Source organism: Ruegeria sp. HKCCD8929 (assembly GCF_013031405.1).
GTDB lineage: Bacteria > Pseudomonadota > Alphaproteobacteria > Rhodobacterales > Rhodobacteraceae > Ruegeria.
This window is the reverse complement of sequence record NZ_WPZY01000013.1, coordinates 1-24,510: the sequence shown is the minus strand read 5'-3', so window position 1 is coordinate 24,510 and position 24,510 is coordinate 1. Positions and strand designations below refer to the sequence as shown.

27 protein-coding genes are annotated in these 24,510 nt (G+C 63.2%); 12 read left to right on the top strand and 15 right to left on the bottom strand.

All coding sequences use genetic code 11. The features are described 5' to 3' along the window. Window positions 1–110: 110 nt before the first annotated feature. The 10 genes from pnp to rbfA all read right to left on the bottom strand — a co-directional run bounded on the left by pnp (window position 111) and on the right by rbfA (window position 8,000). A complete protein-coding gene (gene pnp, locus GOX53_RS18265; protein ID WP_171178838.1) occupies window positions 111–2,261 on the bottom strand; it encodes a polyribonucleotide nucleotidyltransferase in 2,151 nt (716 codons plus the stop codon). A gap of 244 nt (window positions 2,262–2,505) precedes the next feature. Beyond that, on the bottom strand, window positions 2,506–2,877 hold the full coding sequence (locus GOX53_RS18260) for a DUF1761 family protein (protein ID WP_254446621.1): 372 nt from the start codon (window positions 2,875–2,877) through the stop codon (window positions 2,506–2,508). Continuing rightward, complete coding sequence (locus GOX53_RS18255; RefSeq protein ID WP_171178836.1) at window positions 2,874–3,296, bottom strand: SRPBCC domain-containing protein; 423 nt, start codon at window positions 3,294–3,296, stop codon at window positions 2,874–2,876. The genes GOX53_RS18260 and GOX53_RS18255 overlap by 4 nt, the downstream gene beginning before the upstream one ends. After that, the gene (locus GOX53_RS18250) at window positions 3,289–3,630 is read right to left on the bottom strand and encodes a helix-turn-helix transcriptional regulator (protein ID WP_171178834.1); all 342 of its coding nucleotides are present in this window, start codon (window positions 3,628–3,630) and stop codon (window positions 3,289–3,291) included. The genes GOX53_RS18255 and GOX53_RS18250 overlap by 8 nt, the downstream gene beginning before the upstream one ends. 149 nt (window positions 3,631–3,779) lie before the next feature. After that, window positions 3,780–4,049 (bottom strand): 30S ribosomal protein S15, encoded by a 270-nt coding sequence (rpsO, locus tag GOX53_RS18245; protein WP_171178832.1) that lies wholly within the window; start codon window positions 4,047–4,049, stop codon window positions 3,780–3,782. 142 nt (window positions 4,050–4,191) lie between these two features. Continuing rightward, window positions 4,192–5,223, bottom strand: a complete 1,032-nt coding sequence (locus tag GOX53_RS18240; RefSeq protein ID WP_171178830.1) for a calcium-binding protein — start codon at window positions 5,221–5,223, stop codon at window positions 4,192–4,194. A gap of 83 nt (window positions 5,224–5,306) precedes the next feature. Further along, entirely contained in the window at window positions 5,307–5,828 is a 522-nt protein-coding gene (locus tag GOX53_RS18235) for a DUF1643 domain-containing protein (protein ID WP_171178828.1), read from the bottom strand. Window positions 5,829–5,870: 42 nt separating this feature from the next. Continuing rightward, complete coding sequence (gene truB / locus GOX53_RS18230) at window positions 5,871–6,776, bottom strand: tRNA pseudouridine(55) synthase TruB (RefSeq protein WP_171178826.1); 906 nt, start codon at window positions 6,774–6,776, stop codon at window positions 5,871–5,873. 94 nt (window positions 6,777–6,870) lie between these two features. Further along, window positions 6,871–7,608 carry a phosphodiester glycosidase family protein gene (locus GOX53_RS18225; protein ID WP_171178824.1) on the bottom strand — a complete coding sequence of 246 codons (738 nt, stop codon included), beginning with the start codon at window positions 7,606–7,608 and terminating at the stop codon, window positions 6,871–6,873. Beyond that, the gene (gene rbfA, locus GOX53_RS18220) at window positions 7,605–8,000 is read right to left on the bottom strand and encodes a 30S ribosome-binding factor RbfA (RefSeq protein WP_171178822.1); all 396 of its coding nucleotides are present in this window, start codon (window positions 7,998–8,000) and stop codon (window positions 7,605–7,607) included. The genes GOX53_RS18225 and rbfA overlap by 4 nt, the downstream gene beginning before the upstream one ends. A gap of 89 nt (window positions 8,001–8,089) precedes the next feature. Between rbfA and dapB the strand changes: the two genes are divergently transcribed. Then, entirely contained in the window at window positions 8,090–8,899 is an 810-nt protein-coding gene (dapB, locus tag GOX53_RS18215; protein ID WP_171178820.1) for a 4-hydroxy-tetrahydrodipicolinate reductase, read from the top strand. A gap of 64 nt (window positions 8,900–8,963) precedes the next feature. Beyond that, window positions 8,964–9,647 (top strand): DUF2306 domain-containing protein, encoded by a 684-nt coding sequence (locus GOX53_RS18210; RefSeq protein ID WP_171178818.1) that lies wholly within the window; start codon window positions 8,964–8,966, stop codon window positions 9,645–9,647. Here the strand turns inward: GOX53_RS18210 and GOX53_RS18205 are convergent. The 3 genes from GOX53_RS18205 to GOX53_RS18195 are packed head-to-tail and all read right to left on the bottom strand — an operon-like array spanning window position 9,634 to window position 12,022. Then, complete coding sequence (locus GOX53_RS18205; protein ID WP_171178816.1) at window positions 9,634–10,302, bottom strand: ureidoglycolate lyase; 669 nt, start codon at window positions 10,300–10,302, stop codon at window positions 9,634–9,636. The genes GOX53_RS18210 and GOX53_RS18205 overlap by 14 nt on opposite strands. Beyond that, window positions 10,299–10,889, bottom strand: a complete 591-nt coding sequence (locus GOX53_RS18200; RefSeq protein WP_171178814.1) for an HD domain-containing protein — start codon at window positions 10,887–10,889, stop codon at window positions 10,299–10,301. Before GOX53_RS18200 ends, GOX53_RS18205 begins: the two co-directional genes overlap by 4 nt. Further along, entirely contained in the window at window positions 10,886–12,022 is a 1,137-nt protein-coding gene (locus GOX53_RS18195; RefSeq protein ID WP_171178812.1) for a gamma-butyrobetaine dioxygenase, read from the bottom strand. Before GOX53_RS18195 ends, GOX53_RS18200 begins: the two co-directional genes overlap by 4 nt. A gap of 99 nt (window positions 12,023–12,121) precedes the next feature. On the opposite strand from GOX53_RS18195, the gene GOX53_RS18190 reads away from it, so the two are divergent. From GOX53_RS18190 to GOX53_RS18180, 3 genes are all read left to right on the top strand, one after another. Further along, a complete protein-coding gene (locus GOX53_RS18190; protein WP_171178810.1) occupies window positions 12,122–12,982 on the top strand; it encodes a LysR family transcriptional regulator in 861 nt (286 codons plus the stop codon). A gap of 49 nt (window positions 12,983–13,031) precedes the next feature. Continuing rightward, window positions 13,032–13,391 carry a dihydrodipicolinate reductase gene (locus GOX53_RS18185; protein WP_171178808.1) on the top strand — a complete coding sequence of 120 codons (360 nt, stop codon included), beginning with the start codon at window positions 13,032–13,034 and terminating at the stop codon, window positions 13,389–13,391. A gap of 121 nt (window positions 13,392–13,512) precedes the next feature. Beyond that, window positions 13,513–14,352 (top strand): hypothetical protein, encoded by an 840-nt coding sequence (locus GOX53_RS18180; RefSeq protein WP_171178806.1) that lies wholly within the window; start codon window positions 13,513–13,515, stop codon window positions 14,350–14,352. Window positions 14,353–14,406: 54 nt separating this feature from the next. Here the strand turns inward: GOX53_RS18180 and GOX53_RS18175 are convergent, their stop codons facing one another. Both GOX53_RS18175 and GOX53_RS18170 read right to left on the bottom strand, forming a co-directional pair. Next, complete coding sequence (locus GOX53_RS18175) at window positions 14,407–15,576, bottom strand: benzoate/H(+) symporter BenE family transporter (RefSeq protein WP_171178805.1); 1,170 nt, start codon at window positions 15,574–15,576, stop codon at window positions 14,407–14,409. An 87-nt stretch (window positions 15,577–15,663) separates the two neighbouring features. Continuing rightward, window positions 15,664–15,846 carry a DUF1674 domain-containing protein gene (locus GOX53_RS18170; protein ID WP_171178803.1) on the bottom strand — a complete coding sequence of 61 codons (183 nt, stop codon included), beginning with the start codon at window positions 15,844–15,846 and terminating at the stop codon, window positions 15,664–15,666. 94 nt (window positions 15,847–15,940) lie between these two features. On the opposite strand from GOX53_RS18170, the gene GOX53_RS18165 reads away from it, so the two are divergent. From GOX53_RS18165 to GOX53_RS18135, 7 genes are all read left to right on the top strand, one after another. Continuing rightward, window positions 15,941–17,200, top strand: coding sequence for an RsmB/NOP family class I SAM-dependent RNA methyltransferase (locus GOX53_RS18165; protein ID WP_171178800.1), 1,260 nt, complete (start codon window positions 15,941–15,943; stop codon window positions 17,198–17,200). 81 nt (window positions 17,201–17,281) lie between these two features. Continuing rightward, on the top strand, window positions 17,282–19,021 hold the full coding sequence (locus GOX53_RS18160) for a heparinase II/III family protein (RefSeq protein WP_171178798.1): 1,740 nt from the start codon (window positions 17,282–17,284) through the stop codon (window positions 19,019–19,021). A 22-nt stretch (window positions 19,022–19,043) separates the two neighbouring features. Beyond that, the gene (gene purH, locus GOX53_RS18155) at window positions 19,044–20,633 is read left to right on the top strand and encodes a bifunctional phosphoribosylaminoimidazolecarboxamide formyltransferase/IMP cyclohydrolase (RefSeq protein ID WP_171178796.1); all 1,590 of its coding nucleotides are present in this window, start codon (window positions 19,044–19,046) and stop codon (window positions 20,631–20,633) included. Then, the gene (gene lspA / locus GOX53_RS18150; RefSeq protein WP_171178794.1) at window positions 20,633–21,106 is read left to right on the top strand and encodes a signal peptidase II; all 474 of its coding nucleotides are present in this window, start codon (window positions 20,633–20,635) and stop codon (window positions 21,104–21,106) included. The genes purH and lspA overlap by 1 nt, the downstream gene beginning before the upstream one ends. 50 nt (window positions 21,107–21,156) lie before the next feature. Continuing rightward, window positions 21,157–21,669 carry a DUF3035 domain-containing protein gene (locus tag GOX53_RS18145; protein ID WP_171178792.1) on the top strand — a complete coding sequence of 171 codons (513 nt, stop codon included), beginning with the start codon at window positions 21,157–21,159 and terminating at the stop codon, window positions 21,667–21,669. An 86-nt stretch (window positions 21,670–21,755) separates the two neighbouring features. Then, window positions 21,756–23,096, top strand: coding sequence for a pitrilysin family protein (locus tag GOX53_RS18140; protein WP_171178790.1), 1,341 nt, complete (start codon window positions 21,756–21,758; stop codon window positions 23,094–23,096). After that, window positions 23,093–24,403: a pitrilysin family protein gene (locus tag GOX53_RS18135; protein WP_171178789.1), complete on the top strand. Its 1,311-nt coding sequence runs from the start codon at window positions 23,093–23,095 to the stop codon at window positions 24,401–24,403. Before GOX53_RS18140 ends, GOX53_RS18135 begins: the two co-directional genes overlap by 4 nt. The last annotated feature ends 107 nt before the right edge of the window (window positions 24,404–24,510 follow it).

Below are 24,510 nucleotides of genomic sequence, written 5' to 3'. Positions count from 1 at the left end.
GAACCCGTCGTTGCGGAGTTTAAGGGTCGACGGACCTCTGCAAGACAGCGTGCAACAAAAAAGCCCCGGCTGCGTGCCGGGGCTTCTCGTCACTGAAATAGACTGGCAGATTATTCTGCGCTTGCCTCTTTCTTTTCTTTCTTCTCCGGCACGACCTCTTCGCCGGTTTCCTGATCGACGACCTTCATCGACAGGCGGACCTTGCCGCGGTCGTCAAAGCCCAGAAGTTTGACCTTCACTTCCTGACCTTCCTTCAGAACGTCCGACGGATGGTTCAGGCGGCGGTTTTCGATCTGGGACACATGCACCAGACCGTCGCGCTTGCCGAAGAAGTTCACGAAGGCGCCGAAATCGACGATCTTCACGACCTTGCCGGTATAGATCGCGCCCTCTTCGGGCTCGGCCACGATCGCGTGGATCATGTCGTATGCCTTTTGGATGGCGTCCCCGTTGGGCGAGGCGATCTTGATCACGCCATCGTCGTTGATGTCGACCTTGGCGCCCGACACTTCGACGATCTCACGGATGACCTTGCCGCCCGAACCGATCACTTCGCGAATCTTGTCGGTGGGGATGTTCATGGTCTCGATGCGCGGGGCGTGGACCGAGAACTCATTGGTCTCGGACAGCGCCTTGCCCATCTCGCCCAGGATGTGCATCCGGCCGTCCTTGGCTTGTGCCAGGGCTTTTTCCATGATCTCGGGCGTGATGCCCGCAACCTTGATGTCCATCTGCAGCGAGGTGATGCCGTTTTCGGTTCCCGCCACCTTAAAGTCCATGTCGCCCAGATGGTCTTCGTCACCCAGAATGTCGGACAGGATCGCGTAGGAGCCGTCATCTTCCAGGATCAGACCCATGGCCACACCGGCAACCGGCGCCTTCAGCGGAACACCTGCGTCCATCATCGACAGCGAGCCACCGCAGACGGAGGCCATCGAGGACGAGCCGTTCGATTCGGTGATCTCGGACACCACGCGGATGGTGTAGGGGAAATCGGTGGCGGCGGGCAGAACCGCCTGCAGGGCGCGCCATGCCAGCTTGCCGTGGCCGACCTCACGACGTCCCGGAGGGCCAACGCGGCCAACTTCACCCACCGAGTAGGGCGGGAAGTTGTAGTGCAGCAGGAAGTTCGATTTGAAGTTGCCATGCAGCGCGTCGATGAACTGTTCATCATCGCCTGTGCCCAGAGTGGTCACGGCCAGCGCCTGCGTCTCGCCACGGGTGAACAGGGCCGAACCGTGGGTCCGCGGCAGCATCGAAGTTTCGGCAACGATCGGGCGGATATCGGTGGTCGAACGACCGTCGATCCGCTTGCCGCCCTTGACTACGTCGCCACGCAGAATGCCGGCTTCCAGCTTCTTCATCGCCGAGCCGAGGTTGGCGTCTTCCAGTTGCTCTTCGGTCAGCGTTTCCTTGATCGCTTCACGGGCAGCGGCAACAGCGGCGGTGCGCTCTTGCTTGTCGGTGATCGCGAAGGCGGCGCGCATCTGGGTATCACCAGCGGCTTTGACGGCCTCGCACAGCTCGGAATAATCCGGCGCCTGGAAGTCGAACGGCTCTTTCGCGGCTTCTTCGGCCAGCGAGATGATCAGGTCGATCACCGGCTGGATCTGGTCATGGGCAAACTTGACGGCGCCCAGCATCTCGGCCTCGGACAGCTCGTAGGCTTCGGATTCCACCATCATCACGGCGTCTTTGGTGCCGGCGACAACCAGATCCAGACGCTGTTCGGGGTTCAGGCGCAGGTCCTGCATGTCGTCCACAGTCGGGTTCAGGACGTACTCGCCATCCTCGAAACCAACTCGGCAGCCAGCGATCGGGCCCATGAACGGTGCGCCCGACAGCGTCAGCGCGGCCGAGGCGGCGATCATTGCAACCATGTCGGGGTCGTTGACCAGGTCGTGGGACAGGACGGTGCACATCACCAGCACTTCGTTCTTGAAGCCCGGGACGAACAGCGGACGGATCGGACGGTCGATCAGGCGTGCGGTCAGCGTCTCTTTCTCGGTCGGACGCGCCTCGCGCTTGAAAAAGCCGCCCGGAACCTTACCGGCGGCATAGTATTTTTCCTGATAGTGCACAGTCAGCGGAAAGAAATCCTGACCGGGCTTTTGTTCCCTGGCAAAGGTCACGTTGGCCATGACGCTGGTTTCGCCCAGCGTGGCAATCACGGTGCCGTCGGCCTGACGGGCAACCTTGCCGGTTTCCAGTGTAAGCGTCTCCTCGCCCCACTGCATTGATTTCGTCGTTACATCAAACATTTGCGTATCCTAGAAGGGAGCACTCCCGAGCGTATCCCGGGTCTCCCGTTTCAATGGCGGCCCCATTGCCGCCGACCCCATTTATCTTCCGTTCGAGTGCCGGGGTCATGGCACAACGTCTCAGATGCTAGGCCCATACAGCAGTTTGCAGAGATTGGAAAGCGGGGAAGTTTTTAGGGCTCGCACACGCTGAAAACCCCGATGTGATCCCGTCCATTTGCGGACGGGGTCACACATTATAGCGCTACAGGATCGCGTGGGCGAGGATCATCACGATACCGCAGCCGATGGCATAGCCGGTGTCGACGGCAATCGCGAAACCGCTTTTCCGCGCCCATTTGCCGACCGAGGCTGCCTGCGCCGCCACGGCAAGGATCGCCAGAACTGCTACGCCCAGACTGTTGGTGATTTCGGTGGCGGCGATGATGATGGCCAACAAGACCAGGAATACGATTTGCAAGCCCATCGCCGCCAGCGGAGGCGTGTCGGGCGGTGTCGGATCGATCCGCGTGCCCTCGGCCCACCGCTTTTGAAACCCGAGCGGGCCGTAAACCAGAAACCCCAGCAGGAATGCGGCGATTACGCCCACCCCTGCGGCCAGCCAGTTGATCATCATAGCGCCGCCTCTAGGGCGACAAGGATCGCGGTCCAGCCGCCCTCGTGATTGTTGCGGCTTTCCTCAGACGGAAAGCGGATGTGGTGCAGCTTGAGTTCCGTGCCCTTGTCCGTGGGCGTGAAGTCGAGCGTTACGGTGGAATCGTCCTGGCTGTAGGGCGATATCCAAGTGAATTGCAGCCGGTTCGGGCGGTCGATGACTTTGTATTCGCCCTCATGCGGCAGGTCGCCCGCCTCGGGCGCACGCATGACGATACGGAACCGCCCGCCGACCTTGGCGTCCGAGGTGGCCTCGGGCACCGTCATGCCCGGTCCGGGCAGCATGAACTTGGCCAGCATTTCCGGTTCCAGCCACGCGTCGAAAACCCGTTCGGGCGGATGCGGGATGGTGCGGGTTATCTCAAGCGACAGATCAGTCATCGTCAGGGTCCTCCAAAGCAGCTTCCAAGGCGTCCAGCCGAAGCGCCCAGATCGAACGCAACTCGGCAAACCACGTGTCTATGGCCGACAACGGAGCCATGCGGACCTCGATCAGATGCTCGCGCCATTCGGTGCGGCGCTGCACCAGACCTGCGGTTTCCAGCACCTTGATGTGCTTGGACACCGAGTTGAGGCTCATATCGAACTGCCGTGCGATATCCGTCACTCGCAAGGGACCGTGCTGGGCAAGCATGGTCAGGATCTTGCGGCGGGTCGGATCGGACGCGGCCTTCAATATCGCGTTGAGGTCATCCTGACTCTCTCGTTCAACCATTTGGGTGAATTACCGCCTTTTTCCGCATCAGTCAACCGTTTGGTTGAATCAGAACTTTGCTAACCGGAATATCTTACCGCAGCGAGGCAAAAGAAAAACCGCGCCAATCCGGATTGGCGCGGTTTCCCTGTCAGAATTCTCTGAAACGCTTAGCGGCGGATGCCCAGGCGTTTGATAAGGTCCTGATAACGGGCCTCTTCCTTGCCTTTCAGGTAATCCAGCAGCTTGCGGCGCTGGGCGACCATCTTCAGAAGGCCACGGCGGCCGTGGTTGTCCTTCTTGTGGGTCTTGAAATGCTCAGTCAGCGTTGTGATGCGCGAGGTCAGGATTGCGACCTGAACTTCCGGCGAGCCGGTGTCGCCCTCCTTGGTCGCGAATTCTTTCATGACGCGTGCTTTTTCTTCAGCCGTGATCGACATCGGGGTCTCCTTTACAGGTTAGAGTGATGGCGCAGGCCGGGATGTCGTCCAGCACAGGCCCATGGAGAAAACCGCGCCGATTCCGGCACGGATGGGCGCGTATAGGCGCTTTTTTAACGATTGGCAAAGAAATTCTGCAGCGTCAGCCGGTGGGCTGGAACGAGGGCAGATCCGCTTCTTTGATGAGTTGAATATCATCCGATGTCACGACATCGGTGCTGTAAAGCTGCGCCACCTCATGTCCTTCGATCAGAACACGAGTCAGGTTGGCAACCTCCGGGTCCTTTTGGATTTCAATTTCGGGGTCTGGCAACGCTTCCAGATCCCAGGTGACCAGCAGCCGGTCCTCGCCAGGTTCGAAATCCATCACCGAGACGGCATCGCCGTCATCACCAATATCGCCAAGAACGATATCATCGGCGTCCGTACCGGATGTCACGATATCGTTGCGGCCTGCCAGTATCGTGTCCTCGCCCTGACCGCCGTTCAGATAATCCTTGGTCGGGGTGTCGTTTGAGGCACTTTCGATGCCGTTCAGAACATCGTTCCCGAAGCCGCCGAACAACGTGTCCTCGCCTTCACCGCCGTCAAGCGCGTCCTCGCCATGGCCGCCATGCAGCGCGTCGTCACCTTCGCCACCTTCAAGTTGATCGTCATCCTGACCACCATAAAGCTTGTCGTCGCCCTCGCCGCCTTGCATGTGGTCGTTGCCGAAATGGCCGAACAGACTGTCCGCCCCGGTGTTGCCCTGCAATCGGTCGTCACCGTCCTCGCCATGCAGAACGTCATCGCCTTCGCCGCCCTGCACCAGATCGTCGCCTTCGCCACCATGCAGGATGTCGTTGCCATCAGCGCCCTGAACGGTGTCGTCGCCCTCATAACCGTTGATCTGATCATCACCATTCAGCCCGGCCAAGGCCTCGCTGGTTTCATCCCCGGCGATCACGAGATTCCCTTCGTAGTCGCTGACCAGCCCCCGGATCGTTGGTGTCAATGGCACATCCGGTTCTTCATCCCCTGTGCCACCCTTGGCGCCGGGTTCGTCCGCGCCGGTGTCGAATTCGCTGTCGTCCGGCAGAACCTCATCGTCATCGTCCACGATGGGTTCATCGCCGACCATGTAGGCGACGCCGCCCACGGCTGCCAGACCAAGCAGGCTTGCGAACAGGAACATAACCAGTCTCCCGGCGCAGAATACGCCAAGCCTATGAGATCCTCACTTCATAGCGCTTAGTCAAAACCAATATAAACAATTGGTTAACAATCCTGTAACGCGGGCCAGCTTTCCGGCCGCTGGGTGTAGGCGATGTAAAGTGGGTGCTTGGGATGGCCGTCCTTGGTCAGCCCGAGGTGATATAGCGGCTGCCCGGTTCCCCGCAACAGCCGCTCGACCGCCGGGCCGCGCTCCAGATGCGCGCCATGGGTGCCCCAGGCGGCGATCACTTGATCGGCCCAGTCCACACCCTCAAGGATGGCGTCGTCATTCTCGGGCCCCACCGGGTCCGCAGCCGCGCGCATCTTGCGCGGATCGGTGTCGCGCCAGGCGAAGATGTTGGTGACCTGAAAGGCCCCGAACCGCAGTGCCCGCGCCCGTCGCTCGCAGCGCTCGACGGTAGGATCGTTCTGCACCTCGGTCGCGGTCGAGGGGTTCAGCATCACGAACAGCGCCCTGCGCCCTGCCGTGTCCCAGACGCGGGTGAGGCTGTAGCGGTAGCGTTCGCAATCGGAATAGATGGCGGTCGAGGGCGCGTCGCCCTTGGTGTGAGAACGGGTGATCATGCGTTTGCGCTTAGCATGCTGCGCCGCAGGTCGCCATATGGCTCAGGCGGCAAAAACCCGGCTTGGGTGCAACTCGCCGGACTTGTAAATCCCGACCGCCACCGCGCGGCCATCGAGCGAGGCCCAGGCCTCGTCGCCATATTCCACGTCCGAGGCCAGCACCATGCCCGGGTTGCCGTTGCGCAGTCGCGTGGCACCTTCGGGGGTGCATTTGAGCTCGGGCAGATCGGCCAGTCCTTCCTCCAGCGGGCGCAGGTGGTCGTCCAGCGCGGGCGTCTTGGCCATTTCGTCGATCTGTTCGATGGTGATCCCGTCTTCGGCGTCGAACGGGCCGGACCAGATCCGGCGCAGCTCTTTCACATGACCGTAACACCCCAGTGCGGAACCCAGATCGCGGGCGATCGAGCGCACGTATCCGCCTTTGCCGCAGGTCATTTCCAGCACCACGTGATCGGGATCGGGACGGTCGACCAGCACCAGTTCCTCGACCCAGAGCGGGCGGGCGGCAATCTCGACATCCTCGCCGTCACGGGCCAGCTTGTAGGCGCGCTGACCGTCGATCTTGACCGCCGAGAATTTGGGCGGCACCTGCATGATCTCGCCCAGGAGGGGCGCCAGCGCCTGTTTGATCTGCTCATCGGTCGGGCGGTCGCCGCTTTCCGCGATCACCTCGCCCTCGGCATCGTCGGTATTGGTGGCCTGTCCCAGACGCACGGTGAAAGTGTAGGCCTTGAGCGCATCGGTGATGTAGGGAACGGTCTTGGTCGCTTCGCCCAATGCCACGGCCAGAACACCGGTGGCGTCCGGGTCCAGCGTGCCCGCATGGCCCGCCTTCTTGGCGTCCATCGCCCAGCGAACCTTGTTCACCACAGCGGTCGAGGTCATGCCCGCAGGCTTGTCCACCACCAGCCAACCGGAAATGTCACGACCCTTGCGTTTGCGTCCCATCTTGCACCTTGCATCTTGCTGAGGCGCGCGACCTAGCGGATCGGTCGGGCGCTGTCAATTTAGCAAAATAAGACAGTTTGGGCAGTGTCGATGATCACTCGCGCGGTTCGACCACGCCGACAATCGGGCCCATGGAGAACCCGGCATCGGCCCGGTCGATCTGCGGCGCATAAAGGCGCGATACATTACCGTCGAAGTAAAGCGCCTGCGGTGTCTCAAGCACGTCGCGGAACAGGCTGCCGAATTCGTGGAAGGTTACCGAATTGCGCGAGATCGCGAACACCGCGCGGGACCCGTTGGCGCTGGTGCCCACCCCGTTGCGGACATAGCGCGAAGTGGAATCGGGCAGGAACCGCGGATGCAGTTCTCCATCGATCACCAGCATCGGTCCCGACTGGGTGGCATCCCGGCATCCCGGCTGCGTCTCGACATAAAGTAGCGTCTCGATGACATCGGCGCGGCCCTCGCGGATGCAGAACACCCCGTTGGGCAGCAGACCGAAATTGCCGGGCCCGGCATTGGGGATCACCCGCATCTGTTCGGCCCCGTCCTCGACATAATGCCCGACCGGAGAGCGGTCGTCGTGATACATGCCAGCGTTCATCGCAAAGGCAAGCTGCTTGCCCTCGGCGTCAAGCGCGGCATCGACGCTTGAGAACTGGCCAAGCACCTGCCCCTCACCATCGTTGAGAAACAGCCTCAGTTCCTCGCTGCCCGCATCGACTTCGCACACCGAATAGCGGTTGCCCTCATGGTCCAGGTCCCGGCACTCGACAGCCGCCGACTGCCCTGCCCAAAGGGCGGCGAGGCCCGCCGCCAGCGCCCGGATCACTCGTCCAGATCGCGGCGCACCGCGTCCTGTTCGAACATCCGGCGGGTGTCGTCGAGACGGTCGAATGTCTCATCCAGCCGGAACCGCAGGTCGGGCGAAAACTTCAGCCCGACCTTCTTGCCGATCACGCGCCGCAGCTCGCCCTTGTTGCGGGCCAGCAGTTGCAGCACGTCCTCCTGCCCCTTGCCGCCGAGGGGCAGCACATAGGCGGTGGCGATCTTGAGATCGGGCGAGGTGCGGACCTCACCCACCGTGATCGACATGCGGTTGAGGTCCGGGTCGTGCACGTCGCCGCGCGCCAGCACCTCGGACAGGGTGCGGCGGATCAGTTCGCCGGCGCGAAGCTGACGTTGCGAGGGGCCGGGACCGTCGTGGAATTTGTTCTTTGCCATGGCTTCCGATCTAAGCCTTAACCGAGGCTTTGCCAAGCGGCCCCGAACCGGGTAGGAGGCTTTGAGCCGAATTGAGGAAGGACGCCGTCATGACCCATACCCCAGGGATCGTCATTACCGGAGCTTCGGGCCGCATGGGCCAGATGCTGATCAGGACCGTCGGCGCAAGTGACAAGGCCCGTCTGGTGGGCGCGGTCGAGCGTCCGGGGCATGACTGGGTCGGCCACGATGTGGGCGAGGCGATGGGCGGCCAGCCGCTGGGCGTCACCGTGACCGACGACCCGCTCGAGGCGTTTGCACGGGCGCAGGCGGTGATCGATTTCACCGCGCCCGAAGCGACGCTGGAATTCGCCGCGCTGGCTGCTCAGGCGCGCTGTGTCCACGTGATCGGCACCACCGGCATGACGGATGAGCAGATTGCGGCGCTGGAGCCAGCTTCGCGGCATGCCGTCATCGTGCGGGCCGGCAACATGAGCCTTGGCGTGAACCTGCTGGTGCAGCTCACCCAAAAGGTGGCCGCCGCGCTGGACGAGGATTTCGATATCGAGGTGATCGAGGCGCATCATCACCACAAGGTCGATGCCCCTTCGGGCACCGCGTTGATGCTGGGCGAGGCGGCTGCCGAGGGGCGCGGCGTCGCGCTAACGGATGTCTCGGACCGCGCCCGCGACGGCATCACCGGCGCCCGCAAGCGGGGCGATATCGGATTCCACGCCATTCGTGGCGGCGACATCGTGGGGGAGCATGATGTGCTGTTCGCAGCACCGGGCGAGCGCATCGTGCTGCGCCATCTGGCCAGTGACCGGGCGATCTTTGCCCGCGGCGCGCTCAAGGCAGCACTTTGGGGGCAGGGCAAGGCGCCGGGGCAGTATGACATGGTGGATGTGCTGGGGCTTTGATAGGCTCCGGGTCGTTGAGGCCGCGCCAATCTTAACGCGCGGCGATCACCACTAAGGTCTGGTCATGTGGAGATCAAAGTCGGGCATTGTGACGATCCTATTGCTGTCGTTGTTCTACCTGACTCTTTTGCCGTTTCTCGTTCACGCGGTCGGGATGATCGGTATTGGGTTGTCCCATGATGCCGCCGACCAAAGCTACCTGTTCGCTCAAGATCACGTCGTTGGAAATGCGGCGATGATGCTGCATATCTCCGCCGGGGCGGTGCTGGTCGCCTTGGTTCCGCTTCAGCTTGTGAGAGGCATCCGCCAAAGGTTCAACCGCTTTCATCGTGGCCTCGGGGCGGTTCTGATTGCCCTAGCTCTGGTGACCGGGCTGGCCGGGATGATTTACGTTCCCCTGCGCGGAACAATTGGCGGCCCGGTAATGTCGGTCGCGTTCTTCCTGTATGGAGTGTGTCTGTTCACCGCGGCGCTGATGGTGGCGCGCATGGCCTTGTCCGGTGACAGGAACGGTCATTGGAAGTGGGGGCTGAGACTATTCTGGCTTGCCCTTGGTTCATGGCTTTACCGGTTGCACTACACGCTCTGGTACTTGTTGACCGGAGGTCTGTGGTCCGAGCCTGACTTTTCCGGCGCCTTTGATCTTGTGCAGAATTTTGCCTTTTTCGTTCCCTATCTCGTGGCCGTTCAGATCTGGATCGCCATCCGCCACGCTGCCCATCGCGAGCCGCTGTTCAGATCTCCTTGATCTTGTCCGCCCGCAGCGGACAGGCCAGATACACACCGAACTCCTGCCCGATATCGGCACTGACACGGGCATGCACGCGGCCCTGACGGTCGAGAAAGCGCTGCTGATCCTCGACCGGGAAAATCCCCTCATGCCAGATGCCGGGATGGATATAGAGCCCGCGTGAGCCGTCACACCAGAACGCCACCACCTTGTCCGGCGTGAGGTTGTCACCGGGCAGGGCGGCAGGAACGACAAAGGGCTTGTTGTCCAGCGGCCAGAACATCTGCCCGCCATCGGGGTGATAGTTCATGTGCCACAGCAGCACCTGATCGCGTGGCACGGTCTTCCGCTCGGTCTGCGCCTGCTGGGGATCAGTGGACCAGCCCAGAACGTAATGGCCCCTGACCGCCTCGTTCTCACCATAGAGCACATCGCCCCGCCAGTCGCAGCGGAACGTGCCTTCGACCCAGCCGCCCTCATCCCCGGTACCCTCGTCGATCGGACGCCAGCCCTGCTGCGGCCAGCGCACAATCTCGATCTCGAACGTGTCGGGATCATCGACCAGACAGCCATAGCCTTGCACGGACTCCTCGGTCGCCCGGATCAGTGGCACCTCTTGCCAGGGCAGCGATGGCTTGGAACTGGCCTCAAAGATATATTCCGGCGCGCTCATGCTACGCCCATATGGCGGTCGATCAAGCGCTGCACCATCGGCGCGAAATGGTCGAAATCCGGGGTTTCCATATCCGCCCGCTTGCCAGCCTCATCCAGATAGCGCACCTGGATGATCTCTTTGAGGTTCGGATTGCTTTCGAATTCCGCAACTTCATCCGCGCTCATCGGTCCGCCTTGCAACTCCAGCGAATGGACCGAGGCCGCCGACAGGCGATTGAAATACTCGGGCTTTGTCGCGCAGAGATAGCGTTTCGCAGCTACGTGATATCGGCAGCAATCGGTGATGACCGAGGGAAAGAACTGCTCCAGCACCTCGGCGCCTGCGTCCTCGTGGTGACGGTCCTTGGTGTCGTCGGGGTGATAGGTGCCGAACTCGGACGTGAAATGGCCTATATCGTGCAACAGGGCGCCAACGATGATCTCTTCGGGCATGTTGTTCTGTTCGGCAATTGTGGCGCCTTGCAGCATGTGCTGCGCCATCGTCACCGGCTCGCCCAGATATTCCTCGCCGCCCCGACGGTCGAAGATATCGGCGATGAAGGCGACGATGTTGTCGCGGTTCAGGGTCGAGAAATCCGGTCTCATTCCGCCGCCTCCGGCTGTGCCATCTCCATCGCCGCCAGTGTCGACAGCAGCCCGTCCTTGTCGGCATAACACCCCTGCAACCAGCGCGAGCCCGCGCCGGAATAGCCCAGCCGCGCATGCAGGACGCGGGTGTTGTCGACGATGAAACTTTCACCGGGCTCCAGCTTGAACGACACGCCCATGGCCGGATCGTCGATGATCTCGCCCAGCTGCCGATAGGCGGCGTAATAGGCCTCCATCTTGTTGAACGGCACATCAACGAATGGCGCTGACGAGCGGTTGTTGAAACGTATGCCGATCAGTTCGCCATCCGGCGACAGCTCGATCATCGGACGGCGCGAGCGCAGGCAGACCCCGTCCGAGCCTTTGTATTCGAACCGCGCGGGGTAACCTGCCAGCAGCGCAAAGCCCTCCGGATTGTCCGCACGCAGCCGCTCAGCGGCGCGGAAACCGTCGACCACGATGGAATCGCCCCCCTCCGCCGAATTTTCCAGACAATAGAGGATCTGCAAGGTCGGCACCGGATCGCGATAGGGGTTGTCGGTATGTGCCTGCAACCCGAGCCCGGTATAGGCTAGGTTGGTCGGGTTCACCTCGGTCCGCACCTCGAAATAGGGACCGTAATTGGTCTCGCGCACGTAGCCGAACAGATCGGCCACCTTCAGCAGCGATTCCGGCTCGGTCGGGCCGTTGGTCAGCTTGGCAAAGCCATACTCGGCCACCGCCGCCAGCCAGTCGCGCTTGGTGGCGGGATTGGCATGCACCTCGTTCCAGTCGGCACTGGGCGCCTCGATGCCGCGCTGCCATGTGGTGATACCAGGCGCGACACGGCCCTTGTCGCGGGACAGATCGCGGTCATAGATGTGATCCATCAGCCAGTTGGCGGGGAAGGTGACAGTCTTGTTCTCGGGCGCAAAGGTCACGGACAGATCACCGTTCACGACCTGCGCCGCGCTGACCGAGATGCCCTCGGGGATATCGCCTATGGTGATCAGCCGCTGGCCGTTACCGGGCGCGCGGGTCACGGGGTCAAGCGCGTTGTCGCGCAACCAGATGGCGTGGAAACGGGTACGGGTGCCGTCGACAAAATCCAGCGTGACGACGGACGGGTCAAAAGTGGCGGAGCGCAGCATGGGGTCTCTCCTGTTCGCGCGGGCTTTCGCTTGAGGAAATACTCCGTCCGTGCCATTACGACAATTAATCCTTGTTTCGGCTGAGGGTTGGAATTTCTTATGGATAAGAAGAAAACGGGCCTGCCTCCGCTCGACTGGCTGCGCGTGTTCGAGGCGGCGGGGCGTCTGGGCGGGTTCTCGGCGGCGGCGCGGGAATTCGGGCTGACACAGGCCGCCGTCAGCCAGCGGATCGGAAACCTTGAGGCGTGGCTGGGCCGGTCCCTGTTCATCCGCGAGGCGCGCGGGGTGTCGCTGACGGTCGAGGGCGAAAGCTATCTGCCGCTGGTGCAGGAAAGCCTGACCGCGCTGGAACGCAATACCGAAGACCTGTTCGGCAAGGCCCCGAAAGAGTTGCGGGTGGCGGGCCTCAGCTCACACATCAACGCGCTGGTGATGGGGCGGGCGGCAGAGTTTCTGGCGGCCCATCCGGGTGTTCGGCTGGTCACCGATTCCGTGGCGCGCCGGTCGGGGCTGGATGAAGAACGGACGTGGTTGCAGATCCGTTACGGGCGCGGCGCCTGGCCCGGACGCGAGGCCCTCTTGATCGCGCCCGAAGTGCTGGTGCCCTTGGCCGCGCCCGGGGTTGGCTGGGATCAGGGCGTGATCGAGCTGCGCGGAGAACGCCCCGGTTGGCAGGACTGGGCGCGCGAGACCGGCCAGTCCGCGCCGGATATGGCCCGGCTGAGCGTGGACTCGATGGAACACGCACTCTCGGCTGCTCGGCAGGGTCTCGGGGTGGTGCTGGGCTCGGTACCCCTTGCTCAGGGCCTGCTGGCGGACGGGCGGCTGCGGCGGCTCGACCTGCCCGAGCTTGCCACGCGGGACGGCTATTGGCTGGCCTGGCCCGAGGACCGTCTGCGCTCGGCCAAACTGCGCGCGTTGGTGGATGGTTTCTGCGCGGCTTTGAAACCTGCCGAGTGATCCACCCCGCCTTTGCCTGCGTACATTCTGCAAGCGTGGGGAGATCGTCATGTGGAAACGCATATCTTTGGTGTGGCTGTCGACCGTGCTCGCAGGTCCGGCAGCGGCGGAATTCACGCGGGTCAGTGACGAGGGCACGTTCCGGGCTATCGTGACCGGCAAGGTCCTGACCCGTCCCCTGATCCGCCTGCAGGTTTCGCCCGAGGGAGAGATCACCGGCACCGGAGGGCCCAGCGATGTCGCAGGATCGTGGACATGGCGGGACGGCTATTTCTGCCGCGACCTGTTATGGGGCAAACGGAACCTCGGGTACAATTGTCAGGAGGTGGGGGTGAATGGCGGCAAGATCCGTTTCACGTCGGATCGCGGGTCAGGTGACTATGCCGATTTCCGACTGCGTTCGAAATAGCGATCCGCCCCTGCAGGCTCTCTGACGCCAAGATGCTTGTGGTCGGTGAATCCCGGCCATATCCTTGCGCGGACGCGACCTCGGACGGAACGGGACTGGTACGATTGGATGACGGCAACTCATGGGACATAGCCTGCCGGTTGCTGCAAGCTTCTGGTACGGCTCGGATCTGTCTTGGCTCGAAGCGGTCTGCATCAAGTCCTATCTGGATCGCGGCCACCGTTTCGTCCTTTACACCGCCGAAGAGATCTCGGGCGTCCCGGACGGAGCCGAGATAAGGCCCGCATCGGAGATTTTCTGGCCGCCGCCGTTCCCGATCAGCGACAATGACCGGCTGCGCGTCGCCGTGTTCTCGGACATCTTCCGCCTGCATCTCGTCAGCCGGACCGGGTTCATCTGGGTCGATCTGGACGCCTATTGCGTCCACCCGTTTGATTTTGCAACACCATACGTGTTCGGACGCTCACATCGCGGGACCTTTCCCAGCGGTGTGATGGGGCTGCCGCAGGACTCTCGGACCCTGGCGGCGATGCTGGAGTTCGTCACTTCCCCAAACCCGAGCCAACCGTGGCGCGGCACACGAATGCAGCGGGTTAACAAACGCCGCGTTGATCGCGGTGAGACATGGGGGATCGAGAGCTTACCGTGGGGGTGTTCCGGGCCCAAGGCCTTTGGTCATTTTCTGGCGCAGACGGGCGAAGACCGCCATGCCATGCAGCCCGACACATTCTACCCGCTGGCGCCGGAAGACTTATGGAAGCTGCATACATCGCGGGTCGCCACGGCTGAGATCGAGCGCGAGGGCGTGTTCTCCGTCCATATCTTCGGCCACCAGAAAAAGAAGCTTGCCATCGAGTTTTTTGGGCTTCCCGCTGCTGGGTCCTATCTGGATCGTTTGTGTTCAAGACATGAGATCGACCCGAAGGAGCAAGGGGTCTTGCGGCTCGGCTGGATGCGGTGAGCGAGGCTTTGCGGTGATCAATCCACCGGTACAAGGCGGCAATACGTTCCGATCTCAGGCCTTCTTCGGCACCCGATCGGCCACGATCTGCACGATCCCTCCGATGACCAACCCCCATACGGCCGCGCTCAGACCAAAGATCGAGATGCCGGACGCCGTGACCAGAAACGTGATCGCCGCCGACTGGCGATAGCTCGCGTCCTCCAGGGCGGAAAGCGTGGCTGAGGCGAAGACACCCATCAGGGCAATCCCCGCTACCGTCCCCAGCAGCAGTGCCGGGGCCAGCGCGGCGAAGCTGGTGATGACGCCCGCAAAAACCCCGAGGCAGCAGTAGAACAGGCCGGCCATCGCCGCCGACCAGTAGCGGAGCGCCGGGTCGGGGTGGCTGTCGTCATTGGCGCACATGGCGGCGGTGATCGCGGCGAGGCAGGTGGCGGGTGAGCCAAACGGGGCCGAGACCGCGCTGGCGACACCGACCGAGGCCACCAGCGGTGCCGGTTCGGGCTGATAGCCATAGCTGCGCAGCACGGCGAGGCCGGGAATGTTCTGCGTCGCCATGGTCACGATGAACAGCGGCAGGGCGATATTGGTGAACGCCTCGACCGAGAACACCGGCGCGATCCAGAGCGGCGCGGCGATGATGCGCTCGGGCGCGGAGATATCGAACCCGGCATTGATGGCGACCATCAGGGCGGCGACCAGAACGGCGGCGGGGACGGCGAACAGCCGATTGATCAGACCCACCACGAACCATGTCAGGATGATCGGCAGCGCCAGAGCCGGAATCTCGGCCATGGCCTGAAACGGCTGGATGCAGAGCGACAGCAACACGCCCGCCAACATCGCCTGCGCCAGCGGTGCGGGAATGGCGGCGATCAGGCGGCTGAGCGGGCGCCAGTAGCCTGCGATCACCGTCAGTACCCCAGCCATAAGGAAACCGGCGACCGCCCCGGCAAACCCGCCCTCCGGCGCCTGCGACACAGCCAGTAGCGCCACGCCGGGCGTGGACCAGGCAACGCTGATCGGTTGCTTTTTCCACAGGCTCAACCCGATCCCGGCCACGCCCATCGCCAAGGACGCAAACATCAGGCCCGAGGCCGACTGCACGCCATCGGCGCCAACGCCCGCCAACCCCTGCAATACGATGGGGAATGAGCTGAAAAAGCCCACGATGGCCACGACAAGGCCGGTCGATACGGTCTGCGCGGGTGGTCTGGCGGCCACGGCTGTCCCCTTCCGCCAATCGGGCGGTTCGTTCTTCAAAATCGAGGGGCAGATTGACCGGGAAGGGCAGGGCGCGCAACCCGCGCGTCAGAAATCGACGGCGATGCCCTTTTTCTCCCAATCGCCATAGCGCACCGGCTCGGGCCCGTCGCGCCCGCCCAACTCCTTGGGCAGCGGTTTCGCCTCGGCTTCGGCCTGCTTGCGGCGCTCTTCCGCCTCGGCCAGGGCGCGCTGGGCAGCAGGCGGCAGATCTTTGCGCGCGTCACTCATGGCTTTGGGTTCCTTTCCGTCTCGGCCCTTGATATACGCCCGCGTCCGCCCAAGGCAATGCGGGCGCAAGGTCACAGTCAAAGGACGGCCCCGGATGGCGGATATGGGCACTCAGGCGCGGCGCAGCGCGATCTACCTGCTGGATCAGGTTCTGGGCGAGGGGCGTCTGTTGGCGGAATGCCTCTCGGCCGGAGCGTTGGATCGGCTGGCGCCCGAGGACCGGGCCCGCGCCCAGCGGCTGGCGCTGGAAACCCTACGCGGGTTGGAGCGAGCCGACCGGTTGCTCAAAAAACATCTGCAAAAGGCACCCCCCCTACACGTGCGCAACGCGCTGCGCTTGGGCACGGTCGAGCTGTGCCAGGGCGCTGCGGCGCACGGGGTGGTCAATTCCATGGTCGAGATCGTGGGTCGCTCGCGCCGTCATGGACGCCTGAAAGGGCTGGTCAACGCGGTGTTGCGCAAAGTGGCCGCCGACGGCCCCGAGGCGTGGGAAAAGCTGCGGGTGCCGCGCCTGCCCGGCTGGCTGCGTGGCCCGCTGGTGCAGGCCTGGGGGCCCGAGGCTGTGGCGGGCATGGAGCGTGCCCATTTCGCAGGTGCTCCTTTGGATCTGACCGTCAAACCCGATGCTGAGAAGCCCGAAGGCGAGGAACTGCCAACCGGAACCGTTCGGCTGTACGAGGCCGGACAGGTCTCGGCCCTGCCGGGATTTGCCGAGGGCAACTGGTGGGTGCAGGACGCGGCGGCGACGCTGCCGGTCAAGGTGCTGGCGCCGCAACCGGGTGAGCGGATCCTCGACCTCTGTGCCGCGCCGGGCGGCAAAACCATGCAACTGGCGGCTGCCGGGGCCAAGGTCACGGCGCTGGATATATCTGAAACCCGCATGGCGCGGGTGCGCGAGAACCTGTACCGTACCGGGCTCAGCGCGGAACTGATCGTGGGCGATGCGCTGGAGCATGAGGGTCAATATGACGCCATCCTGCTCGATGCTCCCTGTTCGGCCACTGGTACGATCCGGCGGCACCCGGACCTGCCACAGGCCAAGGACGGCTCGGAATTCGGCGCGCTGATCGAGTTGCAGGCAAGGATGCTCGCGCATGCATGCGGCCTGCTGAAACCCGGCGGGCGGATGGTCTATTGCACTTGCTCTCTGCTGCCCGATGAGGGCGAGGTACAGGTGGAGGAGGCGCTGGACATGTTCCCAGACATAGCCGCCGACCGCGATGCGCTGGCCCTGCCAGGGGTTGAGCCTGGCTGGATCACCGAAGAGGGCGGCCTGCGCCTGCGCCCCGATTACTGGTCGGACCGGGGCGGCATGGACGGGTTCTACATCGCCTGTCTGCGCAAAGCGGCCTGAGCGGCACTCTTTCGGTGACTCGGCGCGGATCACCGGCTATTCTCGCCGCAAACGCCACCAGAGCGTAAGAGGCAGAGCGATATGTCCAACCCGGAGACCATGGCCAGCAGGTGGATGCGGTTTCAGAACCGTCTTCAAGCGCGCCTCAGCCAGCGCCGCAAACCGGTCGCTGGCTTCGTTTCGCAGCCCGAGCCGCGCACCGTGGGCTCATTCGCGCGCGGGCGGCAGCTGGTGGCGGGAAATCTGCTTTTCGCGGGCTATCTGGTAGAATCGCGTGACAGCGGGCTGTGGGAGGTCGCGGCCCCAAACCCCGCCTTCGATGCCGAGCGGCATGGGTTCGCTTGGCTCGACGATCTGGCCTCGGTGGGCGATGCCGCGGCTCGGGTCAAAGCCCAGCATTGGGTCTGGGGCTGGATCGAGACCCATGGCCGCGGCACCGGCCCGGGCTGGGTGCCGGATCTGACCGGGCGGCGGGTGATCCGCTGGATCAACCACGCCCTTTTCCTGCTGCGCGGTGTCGACCCCGAGCAAAGCCAGGCCCTGTTTCGCTCGCTGGCGCAGCAGACCTGGTTTCTGTCGAAACGCTGGCAGGCGGCCACGCCAGGCCTACCCCGGTTCGAGGCGCTGGCGGGGCTGATCTATGCCGGGCTCGCATTGGAGGGGCTTGAAGAGCTGGCCGATCCGGCGATCAAGGCCCTTGCCCGCGAATGCGAAAGCCAGATCGACGAGCAAGGCGGGCTGCCCACACGCAATCCCGAAGAACTGCTTGAGGTCTTCACACTGCTGACCTGGACCGCTGCCTCTCTGCACGAGGTCGGGCGCGGTGCCCCCATGGCGCATACGGCGGCGATCCAGCGCATCGCACCGACGTTGCGCAGCCTGCGCCATACCGATGGCGGGCTGGCGCGGTTTCATGGCGGCGGGCGCGGGCTGGAGGGGCGGCTGGATCATGCGCTGGCCGCCAGCGGGGTCAAGCCGCAGCATCCTGTAGGCCTGTCGATGGGCTATGCGCGCCTGTCCACCGGACGCACTAGTGTGATCGTCGATGCCAGCGTTCCGCCCCAGGGCGCGGCCTCGTACAACGCCCATGCCTCGACGCTTGCATTCGAGCTGACCTCGGGCCGCCGCCCGCTGATCGTCAACTGCGGCTCGGGCGAGAGTTTCGGGCTGGAATGGCGCCGTGCTGGTCGGGCCACGCCCTCGCATTCGACCCTGTGCCTTGATGGCTACTCTAGCGCTCGGCTGGCCGAGCCCGTGCCGGGCACCGCGCTTGAGGCATTAGTGGACAGCCCCACCAAGGTGCCGGTCGAGATCGACGATGCCCCGAACGGCATCCGTTTTCAGGGCGGTCATAACGGGTATTCCAAGGTCTTCGGCCTGACCCATGCCCGTACATTGGGGCTCAGCTTCGACGGGCGCGGGCTGTCGGGCGAGGATATGCTGTTGGCGATGGACGACCCGGCCAAGCGGCGGTTCGACAAGGCGATGGATGCCTCGGGCCTCTCGGGCTTTGGATTCGATATCCGTCTGCATCTGCACCCGGATGTCGATGCGGCGCTTGATCTGGGTGGGGCGGCGGTGTCAATGGCGCTGAAAAGCGGCGAGATTTGGGTGCTACGCCACGATGGCAAGTGCATTTTGTCATTGGAACCGAGCGTTTATCTCGAAAAAGGGCGTCTGAAGCCACGCGCGACAAAACAGATCGTTCTATCTGGCCGCGCAATGGAGTATGCGACGCGCATCCGGTGGACGCTGAGCAAGGCGCAGGATACTGCGGTTGCCATACGCGACATCACCCGGGACGAGCCCGAATTCGACTGACGCCAAAAGGATCTTTGGACCCATGACCGACTTTCACCCCGTGCGCCGCGCGCTCCTTTCCGTTTCCGACAAGACCGGATTGGTCGAGCTGGGCAAGGCCTTGGCCGAGCGCGGGGTCGAATTGCTGTCGACCGGCGGCACTGCAAAAGCGCTGCGCGATGCTGGGCTTGAGGTCAAGGACGTCAGCGAGGTTACCGGCTTTCCCGAGATGATGGATGGTCGGGTCAAGACGTTGCATCCCATGGTGCATGGCGGGTTGCTGGCGCTGCGGGACAATGACACTCACGTCGCCGCGATGGAGGAACATGGCATCGGCGCGATCGACCTGTTGGTGGTGAACCTCTACCCGTTCGAAGCCACGGTGGCGAAGGGCGCGGACTATGACGAATGTATCGAAAATATCGACATCGGCGGTCCGGCGATGATCCGCGCGGCCTCGAAAAACCATGCCTTTGTCAACGTCGTCGTGGATGTCGAGGATTACTCGTCGCTGCTGGATCAGTTGGAAGAGAACTACGGCAAGACCTCGCTGGGTTTCCGTCAGTGGCTGGCACAAAAGGCCTATGCCCGCACTGCCGCCTACGACACTGCCGTGTCGAATTGGCTGGCCGATGCGTTGAAGCTGGAGGCCCCCACGCGCCGCGCCTTTGCCGGAGACCTGAAGCAAACCCTGCGCTATGGCGAGAACAGTCACCAGCAAGCTGCCTTCTACACCGACGGCACCAATCGCCCCGGCGTCGCCACCGCCGTGCAGCATCAGGGCAAGGAACTCAGCTACAATAACATCAACGACACCGATGCCGCCTTTGAACTGGTGGCCGAGTTCGATCCGCGCGACAGTGCCGCCTGCGCCATCATCAAACACGCCAACCCCTGCGGTGTGGCCAAGGGCACGACCCTGCTTGAGGCCTACAAGGCCGCGTTTGATTGTGACCGCACCTCGGCCTTTGGTGGCATCGTGGCGCTGAACCTGCCGCTGGACGCCGAAACTGCGCAAGAGATCACTGGCATATTTACCGAAGTGGTGATCGCCCCCGGCGCCTCGGATGAGGCCAAGGCGATCTTCGCCGCCAAGAAGAACTTGCGCCTGCTGACCACAGAAGGGCTGCCGGATGTGACGACCCCGGCCAAGACCGTGCGTCAGGTGGCGGGCGGTCTGCTGGTGCAGGACAAGGACAACGGGTTTGTCGGCATGGATGACCTGAAGGTGATGACCAAGAAGGCGCCGACACCGGAACAGATGCGTGACCTGCTGTTTGCCTGGAAAGTCGCCAAACACGTCAAGTCGAATGCTATCGTCTACGTCAAGGACGGAGCTACCGTCGGCGTCGGAGCTGGCCAGATGAGCCGCGTAGACTCGGCCCTGATCGCTGCCAAGAAGGCCGAACGCATGGCCGAAGCGCTGGAACTGCCGCAACCGCTGACGATTGGCTCTGCCGTGGCCTCGGATGCGTTCTTTCCCTTCCCGGATGGGCTGATGGAAGCCGCCGCCGCAGGCGCCACCTGCGTCATTCAGCCGGGCGGCTCGATGCGCGATGACGAGGTGATCGCGGCAGCTGATGAGGCCGGGTTGGCCATGGTCTTCACAGGCATGCGGCACTTCCGTCACTGATGCGGTACGGTTTGCTCTTCTGGGCCACGCTTCTGGCCTTTTTGACCGATCAGGTCAGCAAGTATCTGGTGGTGCACGTGATGCGAGTCGAGCAGCGCGAGGTCATCGACGTGCTGCCGCCGCTGCTCACCTTCAAATACGGCGAGAATCGCGGGATCAATTTCGGTCTGTTTCAGGGCGATGGCGATACGGGCCGCTGGATTCTGATCGGTATATCGCTGGTCATCTGTCTGGCCGTGTTGATCTGGCTGCGCCGGATCGCGCCATCGGTCTGGATGCTGCTCAGCGCCGGGCTGCTGATCGGCGGCGCGCTGGGCAATGTGCTGGATCGGGTGCTTTATGGCTATGTGCTGGACTTCCTCAACATGTCCTGCTGCGGCATCCACAACCCCTATGTGTTCAACATCGCCGACATCTTCATATTCGCGGGCGCCATCGGTCTGGTGCTGCTGGATGGCAAAAAGGCCTCGTGACGGGCCGGGTGAAATGCGATAAAACCGCTTCAAACAGGCAGGAGAAGACCATGCGGATGCCGCTGGCAATGATCATGTTGACCGCCGCCATCGCGGTGTCGGGATGCGCGAACAAGGGGTTGAAGGTGCTGCAGTCGCCAGCAAACGGCCCCGATGAGTTCGCCGTGCTGCCAGTTAAGCCGCTGACCGCACCGACGGATTACCAGTTCCTGCCCGCCCCCACGCCGGGCGCAAGCAACCTGACCGACCCGACCCCGCAGGCGGATGCGGTCGAGGCGCTGGGCGGTCGTGCTTCGGCTCTGGCCTCCAACGGGATTCCATCCTCCGATCAGGCGCTTGTCACCGCCTCCAGCCGTTATGGCGTGCCCGCCGACACCCGTCAGGTGCTGGCTCAGGAAGACGCAGATTTCCGCAAGCGGCGCGGCCGGTTCACGCAAATCCGGCTGTTCCCGGTGGATCGTTACGAACAGGTCTACCGCAAGCACTCCATCGACCCCTACGCGCAGGCCGAGGCGTTCCGCAAGCGTGGCTATCCCACCCCGTCCGCGCCTCCGGAAGAATGAATATTTCTTAACTTTCCGTCATCGCGTCTTGAACCCCTGCGCGTCCGCCGTAGTTTGACACCGTAACTCATCACGGAGGATGCCGCATGGTCCGGGCACTGGCGCTTGCCGCCGCCTTGTTCTCAGCAACCCCGCTTCTGGCCGAGGACGGGCAGGAAGCGGTCACCACATTCACGCTGGACAACGGCATGGATGTCGTGGTGGTCGAGGATCACCGCGCCCCGGTCGTGCAGCACATGCTGTGGTATCGGGCCGGATCGGCGGATGAACCGGTGGGGTCCTCCGGCGTGGCGCATTTCCTTGAGCATCTGCTTTTCAAGGCGACCGATACGCTTGAGGCCGGGGAGCTTTCGGCCACCGTCGCGGCCAATGGCGGCAATGACAACGCCTTCACCTCTTACGACTACACCGCCTATTACCAACGCATCGCCGCCGACCGGCTTGAGCTGATGATGCAGATGGAGGCGGACCGGATGCGCAACATCCGCCTGACCGAGCGTGATATCGCGACCGAGCGCGACGTGATCCTGGAAGAGCGCAACCAGCGCACCGAAAACAACCCCCGCGCGCTGTTTGCCGAACAGGTGAACGCGGCGCAGTATCTCAACCATCGCTACGGCGCGCCGATCATCGGCTGGCGGCATGAGATGGAGACGCTGGACATGGAGGACGCGCTGTCCTTCTACCGGACCTATTACGCCCCCAACAACGCCATCCTTGTCGTGACCGGCGACGTGAAGCCCAATGAGGTCAAGGCGCTGGCCGAGCAATACTACGGGGTGATCCCCGCCAATCCCGACCTGCCCGAGCGCATCCGCTCGCAGGAACCGCCGCAAACCGCCGAGCGCCGCGTGACCTTCCGCGACCCGCGCGTGGCGCAGCCCTATGTGCAGCGTAGCTATCTGGCGCCGGAACGGGATGCGGGCGATCAGGAAAAGGCCGCCGCGCTCTACCTACTGGCCGAATTGCTGGGGGGCGGCACCACGTCCTATCTGAACGAAAAGCTGCAATTCGAGGATCAGAAGGTGGTCTATACCGGTGCGTTCTACCGGGGGGTCTCGCTCGACGACACCACCTTTGACCTGATCGTGGTCCCGGCAGACGGCGTGTCCCTGCAAGAGGCCGAAGATGCTATGGATCAGGCCCTGGCTGATTTCATCGCCGAGGGTGTCAAGCAAGAGGAACTGGACCGGATCAAGATGCAGCTGCGCGCCGCGCTGATCTATGCACGCGACAATGTGGACGGGATCGGCAACCGCTATGGACAGGCGTTGAGCAGCGGTCTGACGGTCGAGGATGTGCAGGCCTGGCCCGACATCTTGCAGGGCGTGACCGGCGAGGACATCATCGCCGCCGCCAACGAGGTGCTGCGTCCCGAAACCTCGGTAACCGGCTGGCTGACGCGCGATCAGGAGGTGACGCAATGAAGGCTCTATTCGCAACTCTGATCGCCGTGGTTCTGGCACTGCCGGCTTGGGCCGAGGTGAATATTCAGGAAGTGACCTCGCCCAAGGGCATCAAGGCCTGGCTGGTCGAGGAACCCTCGATCCCCTTCACCGCACTTGAGCTGCGCTTTCGTGGTGGCACCTCGCTGGATGCACCGGGCAAGCGCGGTGCGACCAATCTGATGACCGGATTGATCGAGGAAGGCGCGGGCGACATGGATGCGCGCACCTATGCCCGCAAGCTGGAATCGCTGGCCGCGTCGTTCACTTATGACGTCGGCGACGACACCCTGTCGATCTCGGCCCAGTTTCTGACCGAGAACCGCGACGAGGTGATCGACCTGCTGCGGACCACCATCCTTGAACCGCGCTTCGATCAGGACGCTGTGGACCGTGTACGTGCGCAGGTTATTTCGGGCCTGCGCTCGGACGCCAAGGACCCCAACGACATCGCGGGGCGCAGCTTTGCGGCCATGGTCTATGGCGATCATCCTTATGCGAGCGAAGGTAAGGGCACGATCGAAAGCGTCTCAGCCCTGACACGTGACGATATCGTGGCCGCCCATCGGGGCGCATTAGCGCGTGACCGGCTCTATGTCGGGGCGGTGGGGGATATCACTCCGGAGGAACTGGGCGTGCTGCTGGATCACCTGTTGGGCGACCTGCCGGAAACCGGCGCACCGATCCCGGGCAAGGCGGATCTGAACATCTCCGGCGGGGTCAGCGTGGTCGAGTTTGACACACCGCAATCGGTGGCCCTGTTCGCCCAGACCGGCATCGACCGGGACGATCCGGAGTTCTTCGCAGCTTACATCCTCAACCACATCATCGGGGGCGGTGGGTTCGAAAGCCGGCTGATGTCCGAGGTGCGGGAAAAGCGCGGGCTGACCTATGGCGTCTATTCCTATCTGGTGCCCAAGGACTTGGCCTCTCTCTACCTAGGCTCGGTTGCTTCGGCCAATGACCGGATCGCCGAAGCGGTCGAGGTCATCCGCGACGAGTGGGCGCGCGCGGCAACCGAAGGTGTGACCGAGAAAGAGCTTGAGGACGCCAAGACCTATCTGACCGGCGCTTACCCGCTGCGGTTCGACGGCAACGGCCAGATCGCGGGTATTCTGGTGGGGATGCAGATGGAGGATCTGCCCATCGACTACATCGCCACCCGCAACGACAAGGTGAACGCGGTGACGCTGGACGAAATCAACGCCTTTGCGCGCAAATTCCTCGACCCCGACGGGCTGCATTTCACCGTGGTAGGCAAACCGGTGGGTCTGGAAACCACGAACTGAGCGGGGCGGGTCAAGGCGTTTGCAAACGCCTTGAAGCGGTTTGAAAACCGCTTAAAGCATCCCGCCGAAAACTTGAATCGGGGGATTCCCAAATGGTTGTCAGTGTG

What these genes read in the sequence shown, in the direction of transcription:
- pnp (WP_171178838.1), bottom strand. Translation starts at nt 2,261, where the DNA reads ATGTTTGATGTAACGACGAAATCAATGCAGTGGGGCGAGGAGACGCTT.
- GOX53_RS18260 (WP_254446621.1), bottom strand. Translation starts at nt 2,877, where the DNA reads ATGATGATCAACTGGCTGGCCGCAGGGGTGGGCGTAATCGCCGCATTC.
- GOX53_RS18255 (WP_171178836.1), bottom strand. Translation starts at nt 3,296, where the DNA reads ATGACTGATCTGTCGCTTGAGATAACCCGCACCATCCCGCATCCGCCC.
- GOX53_RS18250 (WP_171178834.1), bottom strand. Translation starts at nt 3,630, where the DNA reads ATGGTTGAACGAGAGAGTCAGGATGACCTCAACGCGATATTGAAGGCC.
- rpsO (WP_171178832.1), bottom strand. Translation starts at nt 4,049, where the DNA reads ATGTCGATCACGGCTGAAGAAAAAGCACGCGTCATGAAAGAATTCGCG.
- GOX53_RS18240 (WP_171178830.1), bottom strand. Translation starts at nt 5,223, where the DNA reads ATGTTCCTGTTCGCAAGCCTGCTTGGTCTGGCAGCCGTGGGCGGCGTC.
- GOX53_RS18235 (WP_171178828.1), bottom strand. Translation starts at nt 5,828, where the DNA reads ATGATCACCCGTTCTCACACCAAGGGCGACGCGCCCTCGACCGCCATC.
- truB (WP_171178826.1), bottom strand. Translation starts at nt 6,776, where the DNA reads ATGGGACGCAAACGCAAGGGTCGTGACATTTCCGGTTGGCTGGTGGTG.
- rbfA (WP_171178822.1), bottom strand. Translation starts at nt 8,000, where the DNA reads ATGGCAAAGAACAAATTCCACGACGGTCCCGGCCCCTCGCAACGTCAG.
- dapB (WP_171178820.1), top strand. Translation starts at nt 8,090, where the DNA reads ATGACCCATACCCCAGGGATCGTCATTACCGGAGCTTCGGGCCGCATG.
- GOX53_RS18210 (WP_171178818.1), top strand. Translation starts at nt 8,964, where the DNA reads ATGTGGAGATCAAAGTCGGGCATTGTGACGATCCTATTGCTGTCGTTG.
- GOX53_RS18205 (WP_171178816.1), bottom strand. Translation starts at nt 10,302, where the DNA reads ATGAGCGCGCCGGAATATATCTTTGAGGCCAGTTCCAAGCCATCGCTG.
- GOX53_RS18200 (WP_171178814.1), bottom strand. Translation starts at nt 10,889, where the DNA reads ATGAGACCGGATTTCTCGACCCTGAACCGCGACAACATCGTCGCCTTC.
- GOX53_RS18195 (WP_171178812.1), bottom strand. Translation starts at nt 12,022, where the DNA reads ATGCTGCGCTCCGCCACTTTTGACCCGTCCGTCGTCACGCTGGATTTT.
- GOX53_RS18190 (WP_171178810.1), top strand. Translation starts at nt 12,122, where the DNA reads ATGGATAAGAAGAAAACGGGCCTGCCTCCGCTCGACTGGCTGCGCGTG.
- GOX53_RS18185 (WP_171178808.1), top strand. Translation starts at nt 13,032, where the DNA reads ATGTGGAAACGCATATCTTTGGTGTGGCTGTCGACCGTGCTCGCAGGT.
- GOX53_RS18180 (WP_171178806.1), top strand. Translation starts at nt 13,513, where the DNA reads ATGGGACATAGCCTGCCGGTTGCTGCAAGCTTCTGGTACGGCTCGGAT.
- GOX53_RS18170 (WP_171178803.1), bottom strand. Translation starts at nt 15,846, where the DNA reads ATGAGTGACGCGCGCAAAGATCTGCCGCCTGCTGCCCAGCGCGCCCTG.
- GOX53_RS18165 (WP_171178800.1), top strand. Translation starts at nt 15,941, where the DNA reads ATGGCGGATATGGGCACTCAGGCGCGGCGCAGCGCGATCTACCTGCTG.
- GOX53_RS18160 (WP_171178798.1), top strand. Translation starts at nt 17,282, where the DNA reads ATGTCCAACCCGGAGACCATGGCCAGCAGGTGGATGCGGTTTCAGAAC.
- purH (WP_171178796.1), top strand. Translation starts at nt 19,044, where the DNA reads ATGACCGACTTTCACCCCGTGCGCCGCGCGCTCCTTTCCGTTTCCGAC.
- lspA (WP_171178794.1), top strand. Translation starts at nt 20,633, where the DNA reads ATGCGGTACGGTTTGCTCTTCTGGGCCACGCTTCTGGCCTTTTTGACC.
- GOX53_RS18145 (WP_171178792.1), top strand. Translation starts at nt 21,157, where the DNA reads ATGCGGATGCCGCTGGCAATGATCATGTTGACCGCCGCCATCGCGGTG.
- GOX53_RS18140 (WP_171178790.1), top strand. Translation starts at nt 21,756, where the DNA reads ATGGTCCGGGCACTGGCGCTTGCCGCCGCCTTGTTCTCAGCAACCCCG.
- GOX53_RS18135 (WP_171178789.1), top strand. Translation starts at nt 23,093, where the DNA reads ATGAAGGCTCTATTCGCAACTCTGATCGCCGTGGTTCTGGCACTGCCG.